The sequence below is a fragment of the Arthrobacter sp. TmtSoilC79 genome, from assembly GCF_059739405.1.
The window spans coordinates 2,505,898-2,519,982 of the sequence record NZ_AP046051.1 but is presented as its reverse complement, the minus strand read 5'-3'; the positions used below and the strand labels follow the sequence as shown (position 1 = coordinate 2,519,982).

General features: G+C 62.0%; 12 protein-coding genes. 6 read left to right on the top strand and 6 right to left on the bottom strand.

The features are described from left to right. Positions 1-162 precede the first annotated feature (162 nt). On the bottom strand, positions 163-1,752 hold the full coding sequence (locus tag AC6JA3_RS11625; protein WP_497920134.1) for an amidohydrolase: 1,590 nt from the start codon (positions 1,750-1,752) through the stop codon (positions 163-165). Next, positions 1,749-2,993: an MFS transporter gene (locus AC6JA3_RS11620; RefSeq protein WP_347783439.1), complete on the bottom strand. Its 1,245-nt coding sequence runs from the start codon at positions 2,991-2,993 to the stop codon at positions 1,749-1,751. The genes AC6JA3_RS11625 and AC6JA3_RS11620 overlap by 4 nt, the downstream gene beginning before the upstream one ends. A gap of 219 nt (positions 2,994-3,212) precedes the next feature. Here AC6JA3_RS11620 and AC6JA3_RS11615 point away from each other — a divergent pair, with 219 nt between their 5' ends. Then, entirely contained in the window at positions 3,213-3,794 is a 582-nt protein-coding gene (locus AC6JA3_RS11615; RefSeq protein ID WP_162150370.1) for a TetR/AcrR family transcriptional regulator C-terminal domain-containing protein, read from the top strand. 390 nt (positions 3,795-4,184) lie between these two features. Here the strand turns inward: AC6JA3_RS11615 and mtr are convergent, their stop codons facing one another. Next, entirely contained in the window at positions 4,185-5,594 is a 1,410-nt protein-coding gene (mtr, locus tag AC6JA3_RS11610; protein ID WP_497920133.1) for a mycothione reductase, read from the bottom strand. Positions 5,595-5,810: 216 nt separating this feature from the next. After that, entirely contained in the window at positions 5,811-6,674 is an 864-nt protein-coding gene (locus AC6JA3_RS11605; RefSeq protein ID WP_223945342.1) for a universal stress protein, read from the bottom strand. A 304-nt stretch (positions 6,675-6,978) separates the two neighbouring features. Here AC6JA3_RS11605 and AC6JA3_RS11600 point away from each other — a divergent pair, with 304 nt between their 5' ends. Beyond that, positions 6,979-7,686, top strand: a complete 708-nt coding sequence (locus AC6JA3_RS11600) for a response regulator (protein ID WP_223945343.1) — start codon at positions 6,979-6,981, stop codon at positions 7,684-7,686. Here AC6JA3_RS11600 and AC6JA3_RS11595 read toward each other — a convergent pair. Further along, positions 7,679-9,388, bottom strand: coding sequence for a sensor histidine kinase (locus AC6JA3_RS11595; RefSeq protein WP_223945344.1), 1,710 nt, complete (start codon positions 9,386-9,388; stop codon positions 7,679-7,681). The two genes, AC6JA3_RS11600 and AC6JA3_RS11595, sit on opposite strands and share 8 nt — an antisense overlap. Before the next feature lie 153 nt (positions 9,389-9,541). Between AC6JA3_RS11595 and AC6JA3_RS11590 the strand changes: the two genes are divergently transcribed. The 4 genes from AC6JA3_RS11590 to AC6JA3_RS11575 are packed head-to-tail and all read left to right on the top strand — an operon-like array spanning position 9,542 to position 13,533. After that, positions 9,542-10,012: a pyridoxamine 5'-phosphate oxidase family protein gene (locus tag AC6JA3_RS11590; RefSeq protein WP_347783437.1), complete on the top strand. Its 471-nt coding sequence runs from the start codon at positions 9,542-9,544 to the stop codon at positions 10,010-10,012. Then, positions 10,009-10,473: a pyridoxamine 5'-phosphate oxidase family protein gene (locus AC6JA3_RS11585; protein WP_026540485.1), complete on the top strand. Its 465-nt coding sequence runs from the start codon at positions 10,009-10,011 to the stop codon at positions 10,471-10,473. The genes AC6JA3_RS11590 and AC6JA3_RS11585 overlap by 4 nt, the downstream gene beginning before the upstream one ends. Positions 10,474-10,521: 48 nt before the next feature. Continuing rightward, entirely contained in the window at positions 10,522-11,589 is a 1,068-nt protein-coding gene (locus AC6JA3_RS11580) for a zinc-dependent alcohol dehydrogenase family protein (protein ID WP_026540486.1), read from the top strand. Between the two features lie 9 nt (positions 11,590-11,598). Then, a complete protein-coding gene (locus AC6JA3_RS11575; protein ID WP_347783661.1) occupies positions 11,599-13,533 on the top strand; it encodes a heavy metal translocating P-type ATPase in 1,935 nt (644 codons plus the stop codon). On the opposite strand, the gene AC6JA3_RS11570 is transcribed toward AC6JA3_RS11575, so the two are convergent. Next, positions 13,472-13,894 (bottom strand): pyridoxamine 5'-phosphate oxidase family protein, encoded by a 423-nt coding sequence (locus AC6JA3_RS11570; protein WP_026540488.1) that lies wholly within the window; start codon positions 13,892-13,894, stop codon positions 13,472-13,474. The genes AC6JA3_RS11575 and AC6JA3_RS11570 overlap by 62 nt on opposite strands. Positions 13,895-14,085 lie beyond the last annotated feature (191 nt).

Genomic DNA, 14,085 nt, shown 5'->3' with positions numbered 1-14,085 from the left:
GCGATATGGTCAACTGAAAGTGCCCGTGGTGATCGCCACGGGCACTTCGAGTTTGCGAGGGACACGAGCTGCCCGATGACGCGTGGATGCGGGTGGAATACCGTTCACCCGAAGGTCATCAGGGATCACTGCATGTTGGTGCAGCGATCATGCGGCTCCGCCTTACTCCACCGAGTACTCCTCCCGTCCTGCGATGAACGTGCGCACGATGCGGGCGGTGAGCAGCGACGACTCACCATCGGTGAATGGGTCGGTGTCGAGCACACAGAAATCGGCGGCTTGCCCCACAGCGATACGGCCGCGCCACTCACCGTCGCCAACCGACGCGGCAGCATCTCTCGTAGCGTGTGTGATAGCTCGTTCCAGCGGCATGGCGTACTGCGGTTGCTCGGTCGGAAGGGGCGGATTGAGCGCGGAGGATCGGGTGGCAGCTACGTACATGTTGGTGAGTGCCTCGAAGGGGGCGGTTGGGGCGTCCGTGGAGAACGCGAGCAGCGCCCCTGCATCCTCGTACTCAGACCAGGCGAATGCGCGGTCGACCCGTTCGTCACCAAGCTGCGCACTCCAGTTCGGGAAGATCGCGAGGTCGGCGTGTACGGGTTGCATCGATGCGGTCACACCCAGCCGGGACATCCGTTCGGCCGTGCCGGGTGCCGCGTATTCCAGGTGCTCGATGCGATGGCGACGATCAAGATCGCCGTTCGCGACCATGGCATCCTCGATCGCGTCCAATGCGAGTGTGCTGGCGTGGTCCCCGATGGCATGCATCGCGATCTGAAGACCCGCAGCATCCGCCGCAGCGATCACAGGGAACAGCCGTTCGGCGGGCCATATCGTTTCGGCGTTCGAACCGTCGGCATAGGGGTGCTTCATCGCTGCGGTGCACGCGTCGATCGTGCCGTCCACCAGCAACTTGATGCCGAGAACACGCACGCCCGGATGGTTTTCCGCCGCGAGCTCGGCAGCGCGGGCCACCTGTGCGAGATTGTCGGCGTCCTGTCCCGTGTTGAGGATGAACCAGTGCGCGTCGATCCGCAAAGGTAGCGCTCCACGTTCGGCGGCGCGGTTGAGCGCGGCGAGTCCATTTTCCTCAAGGGCCATGTCTACAGCCGCAGTAACGCCAGATGCAAGGTAGGCGGCCACTACTCGGTCGATGTCGGCGTCCCGCTGTGCGTCTGTGGTCATCGCGTCACGATGTGACCACACAAACTTGAGCGCAGTTTCGTACAGCATGCCGGTGGCCTGGCCGTCGGCGTCACGTTCTATACGTCCTCCAATCGGGTCGGGTGTGTCACTGGTGATGCCGAGTCTCGTGAGCGCCGCGCTGTTCATCCAGCATGAGTGATAGTCGTTCGCGAAGAGGTAGACAGGGATGTCGGAAACCGCGGCGTCGATCATCACGGCGGTGGGAGCACCGCCGTCGATGGCGTCAAAGAGCCAGCCGCCACCGTACATCTCATCCTTGGCATGGGCCCGTGCCGTGCGCAGCCGTTCTTGAATTTCGTCGAGTGTACCGGCATCGGTGAGGCCGACCTGACCGAGCGCACCGCCCGTCAGGAGCAAATGTGTGTGGGCGTCGGTGAAGCCGGGTAGCACGAGCCGTCCCTCGAGTTCCACCACCCGATCACACGCAGGAGAGTCAGCTTCCGTGCCGACGAACACAAACGAGCCGTTGTCGACGACGGCGGCGTCGGCCCACTGCGGGTGGTCGGCAGTGAAGAAGCGAGCATTGCGGTACAGCGTGCGAGTCATGCGTTTATCTCTTCCATGTGGTGGGTGTTGGTGCGCTCCAGGCGCGTGGTGAGTAGGGCTATTGCCCCAGCCGGGACGGCGAGCATGAAGCTCGCAATACCGAGGGTGATCGAGAAGCCTTGGTAACCGAGAATGTTGATCAGAGCGGCGCCGATCACAGGCGTCAGGGCTGACCCGACGAGGTAGACCGACAGCATGGGTGCGGACCAACGCCCGCCACTGTCGAGTGCGGCAGATGTGGCGAAGAAGAACATGAACGCGACAGCATAGACGGTGTTCCAAGCGATGAACACGACAATAAACGCCGTGGGATCGGTGGTGAAACCCTCAACAATCTTGAGGACGCCGCCCGCCAGCAGCAGGATCACCAGCGGCACCCCGCGTCCGAACTTGTCGCCGACGATCATGAGAAGCACCGCGGCGATGAGCGCTCCGGCAGTAGCCCCGCTGAGAGCGATACCGAGTCCTTCTGGTGTGAGGTCCGCCTGGTCGGCACCCATTACGCCGCCCATCGCCCACAGGGAATCCTCACTCACAGCCCAGAGCGTGAAGACGACCAACAGTCCGAACCCGGCAAGCTTCACTGTGGGGGAGGGGGCGGGTGTGATTCGAATTGCCCCTGTCGATGGAACCTCGATCGGCATGGCCTGCGCCACAGCGGCGCCAGCCTGCGTATCGAGGACGGGAGCGGCCGGCAGCCACGTCGAGAACAGCAGTCCGAGCAGGCTGAACAGGGAGAGTGCGCCGAAGACTGTGATCGGAGCGAGCCCGATGAGCGGGATGACGGCGATCACGATCGTGACGAGGCCGCCTTTCACGAGTCCGCTGATACCGGCGACGCGTTCGGGATTTCGGAAGGCTGCCATTGCGGCGCCTGCTGCGGCGATGGCCCCACCTGCGCCGACGCCACCGACGAGGAGACCCGGAATCATGAGGGCGGGCACAAGGGCCGCTGCCCCGAAGCCGAGCGCGGCGATTGTAAGGCCCACCCGGGCTACGGTGCTGCGGAGGGTGCCCGCGCATAGTGGAGCGATCACCAAGCCGGCCAGCGCCGTGAGGAACAGGCTCGCGGTGACGATCCAGCTCGCCTCCAGAACGTCAATGGCTAGGGCCGCTTGTACGGCTGTGATCATGTAAGGCGAGAGATTGACGCCCAGATAGCCGGCGATGCCCACTGCGAAGGTGGCGGTGGCCGTGGGTAGGCGGAGTGGCACTCGTGTGCCGAGATCGATTGCTGTCATGGAGGACTCCAGGGAGCAGGTGGTGCACGAAAGGTGCGGGATGGGGGAGGCAGTGCGGTGCCCTTCGTGGAGCACGTCATCCTAAAACGAATGATGTTCGTAAATGAATGGTGTTCATTAGTATGCATGAAGGAGAAGTCTTAGGGAAGCCCCGGTATTGTCGAAGTTAATTTCTGCTGAGAGTTGAGTCATCCCATGTCCAGGCCATCCACTCCGCGCTTGTCGCCGGAGATCATCGGAGACGCCGGCCTCGCCCTATCCCGTGCCGGCGAGCCTTTCGGAGTTAACGCGATCGCGCGACACCTCGGAGTGCGGTCATCATCGCTTTACAACCACGTGGACGGCATGGACGGCATCGTCGAGCTCATGCGTGTCCGTCTCCTGGCCACCTATCGCGTCGATTTACCAAGGGAACGCTGGGAGGAGTACGTTCTGGCAATGTTGCGTGCACAGCGTCAGGCGTATGCAGATCATCCAAGCCTGGTGCCGCTGCTCGTCGGGAAGACCATGACCAGCCCCACTGTCGTGGAGGCCTATGATGACCTGGCAACGGTCCTCGCCGACGGCGGCTTCCTTGAAGAAGAGATCCTCTCGATCATCGCCGTCCTCGACGCATTTGCTATCGGCTTCGGCCTCGATCTCGCCGCGCCGGACGATATCTGGCAGCCGAACGAGGAGACACGCACTTTGAGACGCCTCCTAGAGTCAGGCGAGCGGGGCAGGGCGCGGGCCGATCACACCTTTGAGCTAGGCGTCAGTGTGCTCATGGACTCTCTCAGGGCGCGGCTAACAAATACTTGAGATCCCGGGGCTCTGGCAGGCCATTGTTGCGACCCTGCGGGTACTGCCGGTCCGGACGAGAAGTGTGGACAACGTCCACTCTTTGCGTCCCGGATCGGGTCGTACTGGGGCTGACTGGCCCGGATTCCGCATGTCTCCTCCACTTACCAGCGGTCGCAAGGCTTGGAATCACGTTCGAGTCCCACCTCGGGCCGGGCAACCCCTCCTCAAGGGGGTTGCTTTGAGGGTTGGACATTGCGGGTGGCCAGGTCCTGCGAAATCACCCCAAGACCACAAAAACTGATCCCAGGACCGCGAAGTAAACCTCGAGCCCTTCATCACCGGAGCGACCCCTCGGAAGATCTGGTGGATAAGGGTTTCGGTAACCAGCGCTCAGTTGGCCATATCCGGTCAGTTGAACGTGAGTCCAAGCAACGCGTTTTCGGTGACTTCGGGAAGTCCAGGGTGAATCCAGTATTGATTTGCAGCGAACTGTCGCACGTCGAGGTCGAACGCCAGGACGGTGATCATTTGCTGGATCAGGGTTGATGCTTGCGGGCCCATGTAGTGGGCCCCGAGGAGTTTGCCGGTGTCCTGATCTGCGATGAGTTTGCAGATGCCGGTGGTGTCTTCCATGGCCCAGCCGAAGGCGACGTCCCCGTAGTCCTGGACTTTGACAGCGACGTTGTGGCCTTCTTTGCGGGCTTGGGCCTCGGTCATCCCCACGGTGGCAATCTGCGGGTGGGTGAACACGGCGGCTGGGACATGGTCGTGCGGCATCTTCTGCAGCTTTTCCGGGTTCAACAGGTTGTGCCGGACGGCCCGCATCTCGGCGTTGGCGACGTGTTTGAGCATGTAGGGCGAGGAAACATCGCCAAGGGCCCAAACACCTGCAGCGGAGGTTGAGCGGCCATAGTCATCGACCCGGACCCGACCGGCACCGATCGTTTCGATCCCGCCGGAGGGCAGGTCCAACAGGTCTCCGTTGGGGATGCGCCCGGCGGCAACCAGCAGTACCTCCCCGGTGGCGGTGGAGCCGTCGTCGAGCCTGACGCTGATGCCCTCATCCGTTTGATCGGCACCGATAGTGGTCCGGCCGAACCGGATGTCGAAGCGTTCGGCAGCCAGGGCGTTAAAGCGATCATGGAGGTCTTCGTCGAGGTTCCCAAGGAGCGTCGAGCGGGCGATGATCGTAACGTCCGTTCCGAGGGCATCGAAGACATGGGCGAACTCCATGGCGATGTAACCGCCGCCGATGATCACCAGGGATTTGGGCAGCCGCGGCATCCGCATGATGTCCTCGTTGGTGTGGTACCTCACGCCTGAGGTGGCGATGGCCTCCGGGATGAACGGTCGGGAGCCGGCGGCGACGACGATCTGGTCACCGGAGATGGTTCTCTGGTGGGCACCTTGCCCGGTGCGCAAGGTGCGTTCTCCGACAAAAACGGCGTGTTGATCATAGACGTCAATGTTCGGGGTGTTTGGTCCGCGCCGATATTCTTCACCGGCAGTTGCAATGGGGTCGACGCGGTTGTCAAAGATGCGGGACACCATGCCCGGCCAGTCGACGGAGTTGACCTCGGCGTCCAAACCCAGTCTTCCGGCCTCGGCGGTCTGCAGTGCGACGTCGGCGGTGTGTACGTACATTTTGGTCGGGATGCAGCCTGCGTTCAGGCAGGTCCCGCCGAACGAGGCTTTCTCGATGATCGCGATCGATTGGCCTTCGAACCCAGGCCCGGGAATGGAGTTCCCGGATCCTGTGCCGATGATGATCAAGTCGTAGTGCCGGTCCACGGCAGTCTTACTGGCAGGGCTGTTCACGGGGCTGTCCTTATTCCGGGGTCACCCCTAACCCTACTGAACGTGGGCAGCTTGGCTCAGCACGGGACCTGCCGGCGGCGCAGGAGGGCCGTTCGTCGCTTGCATCGCCCACGCGCATTGCCCGGTGCTTGTAGTGCGTACCCCCGAAACGGAAGCATGAAATGAATGAGCCGAGCCCTGTCCGCATCAGTGGTGCCAGCCACGTCAGCGAAGACCTCAGTGGGAGTGCTTGACCGGGCTGATTCGCGCCACAATCGTGGGACACGGCAATTTGGTGAGAACCGCGTGCGCTGTCGAGCCCAGCAAGAGTCGCTTAAAACTTCCCCGTCCACGGCTGCCGACCACCAGCAATTGTGCAGTGGCTCCGGCCGCGAGCAATGCTTCGGCGGCCCGTGTGTGGGTGTCGAGGACCTGGTGCACCACCAAATCCGGATACTTGCCTGTCAAGCCGGCGACGGTCTCGGCCAAGACTACGCGCTCTTCTTCTGTGATGACCTCGAAGTAGTTGGTGCGGGGAACACCGCGGGTAACCCATGGTTCGGGCGTGAGGAAAGCATGGAGAACAGTCAGCTCCTGGCCTTGGCGGTCGGCCTCTTCCGCGGCAAATGCGACAGCTTGGGTGGACTCCTCAGAACCATCCACGCCCACCACAATCCCTTTGCGGTTTGTCATGTCGTGCTCACCGATAACAGCTACGGGGCAACGTGCAATGGCAGCAACCTGTAATGCGCGATCGGTCAGGGAACCGCCGGCCCAACCATGGCCGGAACCTATGACCACCATTGCGGCCTTCTTGGACCTCTTGCGCAAAGCGTAGCCGGCTCCGCCTGAGACGAGGTCAGTGGTGATTTTGACGGTGGGTTCCATCTTGGCGGCCCGGTCCTTTGCCGCAGCAAGAAAGTTGACGCCGGATTCCCGGATCCACTCGTTGTACCCTACGGCGTCGTACACCCACCGATCGTCCACTGCATGGACAAGCAGGACCGGAACTTTCAAGGTGGCTGCTCGATGCATGGCCCACCCCATGGCAGCCTCGCTGCTGGGGGAATCGTTGACGCCGACGACAATTGCTTCATTCATGGCTGGGCCCGTTCTTCGTTCATGGGTTCCCCGGACGCCGGCCGGGCCTTGTTGCCAGTTTGTACCGGTTGCATCGGGGAGGGTTAGGGTCGAAAGTCCTTATTTCGGTTATGGCCCACCTTGTCCCTGATCTTGGTGTCCTGCCCATGGACCGTCACGAAAGAACGTTCCCGGCTGGCCTGAAGTCCCGTCAGCGGCAGGGTCCTTGGGCCCTTGTGGGCAGGGCCGGCAGTCAGCAAGAATTTGGCAGGGCCCCAGTGTGAGCTCTCGACATCGCGGCTCTCAGCCGCCGGACAGGAGAATCATGGATCGCCCAGAAACAGCTGGTCCAGCCATCGGCATTTCCCCCCGAGAGCCAATCCGGGTTTTCATCCTCGACGACCACGAGTTGGTTCGCCGAGGCCTGCAGGAACTTTTGGAAGGCGAAGGTTTCGTGGTTGTGGGCATGTCCGGTTCCGCGGAAGAAGCAACTCGCCGGATTCCCGCACTGCGGCCCGATGTCGCTGTTCTGGACGCACGGTTGCCCGATGGCACTGGAATCGAGGTCTGCCGGGACGTTCGCGCCGTCGACCCTGACGTGAACTGCCTGATATTGACAAGTTACGACGACGAACAGGCTCTCCGCGCTGCTGTTCTCGCCGGAGCCGCAGGCTACATCCTGAAGGAAATCGGGGGCACTGACCTCCTGGGAGCCCTAAGAAAAGCCGCCGGCGGGGAGTCGTTGTTCGACGAAGCCGTCAGGATGGGAATTATTCAGGGCCTCACGGCGAAGAGGGAGGATCCCAGGACGGCATCCCTCACGCACCAAGAGCGCCGGGTCCTTGAATACGTTGGCCAAGGTATGACCAACCGACAAATCGGTGAGGAAATGCTTCTGGCAGAAAAAACGGTCAAGAACTACGTCTCATCCCTGCTGGCAAAACTCGGATTTGAGCGGCGAACCCAGGCGGCGGTGTTCATGGCACAAGCACCTGACCGGGACGCAGGTTCCCACCGTCGAACGATCAGTTGAGCGGGACACTCCATCTCATGGTTGTACCGTTGAAAGGCGTGCTGGTGATGGTACTGGTGCCGTTCATCTCCCTCGCACGCCGGGCTATGTTGGCCAGGCCGTTTCCCGCGGCTGGCTCCACAAACCCGCATCCGTCATCCACGACTTCCAAGCTCAGCCGTCCCTCGGCCACGGATACGAAAACGTTGATGGAATGCGCTCCTGAGTGGCGAACCGAATTACTGAGGCTTTCAGACAGGACAGCCAGCAGGTGTTTGATGATGGCATCGTCCTCTACCGAGTCAACGGGGCCAGCCAGCGTCAGACTCGGCGCGTAGGACAGGGATTGGCCAGCAGTCTGGATGGACTGGAGGATACGGCCGCTCAACGGCTCCCGCTCACGGCTACTGTCCTGCAGTGAATAGATGGTGTTGCGGAGGTCGCGGATGCTTGTGTCCAGCTCTTGGGTCACAGAGTCAATCCTGCTCAAGGCAGACTCGCCGGTGGTGAAACGCCGTAGGCTTTGGAGGCTCAGTCCAGCTGCGAACAGACGTTGTATGACCAGGTCGTGGAGATCCCGTGCGATCCTGTCCCTGTCGGAGAACACCACGACTTGCTCCCGTAGCCGGTGAATCCGCTCCAGGGCCAGCGCGAGCGCAACGTGCGAACCGAAGACGGCCCCCATCTCAACATCGGTCTTTGAAAAATTTCCAATACCGGGATCGCGGGCAAGCACCAAGAGACCGTGGTGGGCTCCTTGGGCACTGAGGTCGATGATCAAAAGCTTGGCTGCGGCTCCTTCGCGCGCTATGCCGAGGAGATCCCGGGAGTCATCAAGGCATACTGGCTTTCCGGTGCTTGCGACTGCCTGGACTACAGGGTGGTCCATATCCAGGGACACGCCAGCGAAATCAAGGCTGTGGGCTCCGGCCGTGCCAGCGACTACGTAGGGCGCATTTGGCGAGGGGACAAGGATCAGGGCCAGATGGCTACCTGACTCCCGGAGGGCCCTCGCCGCGATCAGGTCCAGAGCAGAGTTCTCAGCCTGCCCCGTTTGGTCGCCACCCAGCATCCTCCCTGTAACGTCCATGCAGGCCTCAAGCCAGGACGCCCGACGCCTGGCGTCTTCATACAGCCGGGCGTTCTCGATTGCCACCCCGGCCGCGGCAGCCAGCGCTACAGCCAAGTCCTCGTCTTCCGGAGTGAAGTCCCCGCCGCCTTCCTTTTCGGTCAGGTAGAGGTTGCCGAACACCACGTCCCTTACCCGCACGGGAACTCCGAGGAACGACTTCATGGGCGGGTGGTGCGGAGGGAATCCATAGGCTCGCGGATGGTGGCCGAGGTCGTGGAGCCGCAGGGGTGCCGGCTCGGTGATGAGCAGGCCGAGGACGCCGTGTCCAGTAGGAAGCGGGCCGATGCGTTGGGCGAGGTTTTCGTCTATGCCCACAGTGATGAAATGGCTGAGGGCGTTGTCTTCGCCCAGGACCCCCAGGGCGCCATAGCGGGCCTGAAGCAGTTGGCACGCGGAACTCACTACGCGGTTGAGCACCGCTTCAAGACTCAGGTCCTCGGCTACGGCGACAACTGCTTCGAGTAGACCCCGGGTTCTTTCCTGTGCCTGCAAAAGTTCCCCGGCGCGGCCAACAAAGTCCTTCAGGAGGTCTTCAATCCGGATCCGCGGTACAACGTTGGGCTGCGGCTCAGGTGTTTCTGAGTCGTTCACAAGTTCCTTTCGAAGAATGCTGGAAATCCTGTGAGGGTCCCAAGGGCTCCTTGCTGCCAGACTACTCCGGCGATTCTGAACGGGCTACGGCGCACGGGATGTGTAGGCCTTTGTGCCCTGTTGCCCCGGCGCCACCGGACCTACGGTCTAACCATGACGAACAAACTCACAGTTCCGGAAGCTGAGGTCCTGGACAACAAGCAGTGTTGGGAACTGCTGCGCAGTGTCTCCGTGGGCCGCCTCGCAGTCTGGGCGCAGGACCATCCGGACATTTTTCCCATCAATTACAAAGCAGATCACGGGACGCTGGTCTACCGCACGGGCGAGGGGAGCAAGCTCCACGCTGCCCTCAGCGATACACCGGTAGCGTTGGAAGCGGATGGCGTAGACCAAAATTCGGGCGTCGCGTGGAGCGTGGTGGTCAAGGGATCAGCAGAGAGCATCAAGCTGACACAGGATGTAATGGACACCGTTGGCCTGCTGCTATTCCCTTGGCAGGCCGGGCGGAAGGATCACTTCGTCCGTGTTGTTCCTACTTCCTTGTCCGGCCGCCGCTTCAAGGTGACGCCACCGCTGACGTGGTGGAGTCCGCTCGACGACGCCACCCGGGCGGGTGTGGAATGACAACCAAGCCGGGTGCCGCCGTCGAACGCCTCGCTCCGGATGAATGCTGGGACCTGCTGGCACAGACCAACGTTGGCCGCCTGGCCGTCCTGGTGGACGGCCATCCTGACATCTTTCCGGTGAACTATGTGCTGGACGGTGACAGCATTGTGTTCCGAACCGGGGCAGGTACAAAGTTTTGGAGCACATTGACCACGCCTTGCGCTCTGGAAAGCGACGGCTACTGGCCCCTGAGCGGAAAGGCGTGGAGCGTCGTTGTCCGAGGGCAGACGCACCTGGTACTGGACCGGCAGGAAAGAGCCGACGTCGATGCCCTGGGTTTGGATCCCTGGCAACCAGGCAGCAAGGACTGCTACTTGAGGTTGACGCCGGAGACAGTCACTGGGCGGCGGTTCGAGACTAAACGACCGGATCTCTGGGGGACCCCCTTGAACGACGCCCGCCTGGACGAATTCCACTAGCACCCGCCCGGTGTTTGAACCAGGCAAAGACAAGGACGGACTAACACAATGAAGGCACTCGTCTACGGTGGCCCCGGCGAAAAGTCCTGGACAGAGGTTCCGGACCCCGTCATCCTGCATCCCACCGACGCAATCGTGCGCATCGACACCACCACCATTTGCGGCACGGATCTGCACATCCTCAAAGGGGACGTTCCAGCTGTCCAGCCGGGTCGCATCCTCGGGCACGAGGGGGTTGGGACCGTCACCGAGGTTGGAAGTTCGGTCAGTTCACTCAGCCCGGGGGACCGGGTCATCATCTCCTGCATCAAGTCGTGTGGACACTGCGGCAATTGCAGGAAGGGACTGTTTTCCCACTGTCTTGGTGATGAAGGACAGGCTGGAACCGGCTGGATCTTCGGCCACCTCATTGACGGGACACAAGCCGAATTCGTCCGGGTTCCCTATGCGGAAAACTCCCTGCACAAACTGCCCCACGGAGTGAACGACGAGGAAGCCGTCATGCTCTCCGACATATTGCCCACGGCGTTCGAAATCGGAGTCCAGGCCGGACACGTGGCCCCGGGTGACGTGGTGGCCATCGTGGGGGCAGGACCCATTGGCCTGGCGGCCATGGCAACAGCGGGACTCCACGGCGCAGCTACCGTGGTGGCCATTGATCCGGACGAGGGCCGGCTTGCCAAATCCGGCGGCTTCGGAGCCACCCACACGGTCAATCCCAGCAACCCCGACTGGATGGCGGAAGTTCTGGCCTTCACTGATGGCGCCGGGGTGGACGTGGCCATGGAAGCTGTCGGAGTACCGGAGACTTTTGACATGGCCCTGCGACTGGTTCGCCCCGGCGGGCATGTAGCCAACATCGGTGTGCACGGAAAACCCGTCCAACTTCCGCTCCAGGAGCTGTGGATCCAGAACATCAACATCAGCATGGGGCTGGTCAACACCAACACCACCCCAATGCTGCTTCGCCTGGTGGCCCAACACAAGCTCCCGGCGGACAAGTTCGCTACGCATCATTTCGGGATGGAACAGATCATGGATGCCTATGACACATTCTCGCGTGCAGCGGAAACAGGGGCCCTGAAGGTGGTCCTGAGCCGAAACCCTCATGACTGATCCGTGGATATGAGACAACGGCTGCTGCACCCGGCCTTGCGTTTTCCTTTAGTGACAGCAACCTTGGTGGTGCTGGCCGCCGTCGCGGTCCTGGCTGCTATCGGCCTCATGCCGGCGGCCCAAGGCCTGGCGAGCATTTTTGCACTTAGTGTTGCCCTCTATCGGGCTGGCACCATGATCAGAGGGCTCCTACATGGACGCTGGGGGATAGATCTCCTGGCCGTGATGGCCATTTGTTCGACTGTTGCCGTGGGGGAGTACCTGGCATCCATGATCGTGGTGCTGATGCTGACAGGCGGCGAAGCGCTGGAACAATTTGCCCAAGGCCGCGCAACCAGGGAGCTCCGAGCACTCCTGGATCGGTCCCCACGGAACGCTCACCGGGAACGGCCCGGCCTGCCGGTGGAAGACATCTTGGTCGATGCCGTGGTTCCGGGGGACGTGCTCCTGGTCAGGCCGTCAGAGTTGGTCCCGGTGGACGGCAGCTTGCTGTCCGCCGTCGGACTCTTTGACGAGTCAGCGCTAACGGGTGAAAGCCTGCCTGCTGAGCGAACCACGGGCGAACTTCTGCTCAGCGGCTCGATCAACGGAGCCGATGCCGTGCGTATGAAGGCCACGGCCACCGCGGGGGATTCCCAGTACAGCCAAATAGTTGCCTTGGTTCAGGAAGCTGCGGCAAGCCGCGCGCCGACAGTACGGCTCGCCGACAGATACGCGGTGCCGTTCACTCTGGTCGCCTTGGTGCTGGCCGGCGCTGCGTGGTTCTTCAGCCAGGATCCGGGACGGTTCGCTGAGGTTCTGGTGGTAGCCACCCCCTGCCCACTGCTGATAGCTGCACCTGTCGCGTTCCTTGCCGGGACCAGCAGGGCCGCCCATGCCGGCATCATCATCAAAAACGCGGGGACGCTTGAGCAACTCAGCAGAGTCAAAACCGCCGTCTTCGACAAGACCGGGACCCTCACGCAAGGAAATCCTTCCCTGGCCGAAATTCGGGTGGCCCCGGCCTCAAAACTGTCCCAAGACGCCCTGCTGCAGCTGGCCGCCTCCGCCGAGCAGTATTCCACCCACGTCCTGGCTGCTTCAGTCATGGCAGCAGCCCGATCGCGCGGCCTGGCGCTTGTACCGGCAACGAGCGCCAGCGAACATGCAACCAACGGTGTCACGGCCGACTGCGGAGACCACCACGTAGTCGTCGGAAAACCTGCCTATGTCGGTTCCCTCGTGTCCGGCTTCGACAAGATGGCACTGCCCGGAGGCCAACTCGGGATCGACATCGGTGTGGATGGCCGGTTTGCAGGCACCCTGATCATGAGCGATCCATTGCGCCCGAATGCGAAGGACACCCTGACGGAACTTCGGAGGCTCGGGGTCGCGGAGACGATGCTCCTGACCGGTGACGCTGCAACTACAGCCGAACACATCGCTGCGGAGGCGGGCATCAGCAACGTCATTGCCGAATGCCTGCCTGCTGACAAAGTTACTGCCGTAGCAGCCCTTCCGCTCAGGCCTGTAATGATGGTGGGCGACGGCGTCAATGATGCCCCGGTACTGGCAGCGGCCGACGTCGGCATCGCCATGGGTGCCAAAGGCGCCACCGCGGCGAGCGAGTCAGCGGACGTGGTGATTATGGTCGACGACCTATCCAGGGCGGCCGTTGCCGTTGGCATCGGGCAGCGTACCCTTCACATCGCGCGGACCAGCATTTGGACTGGGATACTGCTGAGCCTCGGCCTGATGGTGATGGCTTCGTTAGGCATGATTCCGGCTGTCGCAGGGGCGCTGCTGCAGGAGTTGGTGGATCTTGCCACTATTCTCAATGCCCTCAGGGCTTTGGGTCCCGGACGGACGGTTGTGCCAGTGCGCGCGGCGGATAACCGCGGGGTCAATACCGCTCCGGCTCATCACCGAGTTCAAAGTGGCGGCCATGGACCCGGGTCGGGCTGATCTCCACGTAGGTGTATTTGCGCGTTGGAATCCACGGCTTCAAGGGCAGTTTGTCCGCTTCGTCGATCTCCGACTGTGACTCAATCACCCTGGCAGTGCCCTTAAGGACAACACTCCAGGCTTCGGCGTCGACGATCTCCTCCACTTCGAAGGCAACCTTTTCATTGACGGTCAGCTCAGCGAGCTTTGTCCCCGGATTCGTCCTCAGCAGCAGCCGCTGGTTGTGGGCGATGAAGTTCAGTGGGTAGATGTCAGGCTCGCCCAGGACGCTGACTGCCAAACGACCGTGTTGGTTCCGTTCCAGAACCTTCCATGAGTCGGCTTCGGATAGGACGGTTCCTGGGCGTTCGTCGGTTTCCATGGTCTGTGTCTCCTGGGTGGGATGGCTGCTTGCGAATCGCCGCGTTGCCGTTGGTTTCGATGCTCCCGAGCCTATGACCGCCTCCCCACCACCAACAGAGTCCAAGGTCCCGGGGGAAACGTTGTCATCATGACCTTTGCCTCTGGTCTTGGGGCCCGCTGGGTGGAAGGCCCAGGAGCGCCTCAGCAAAG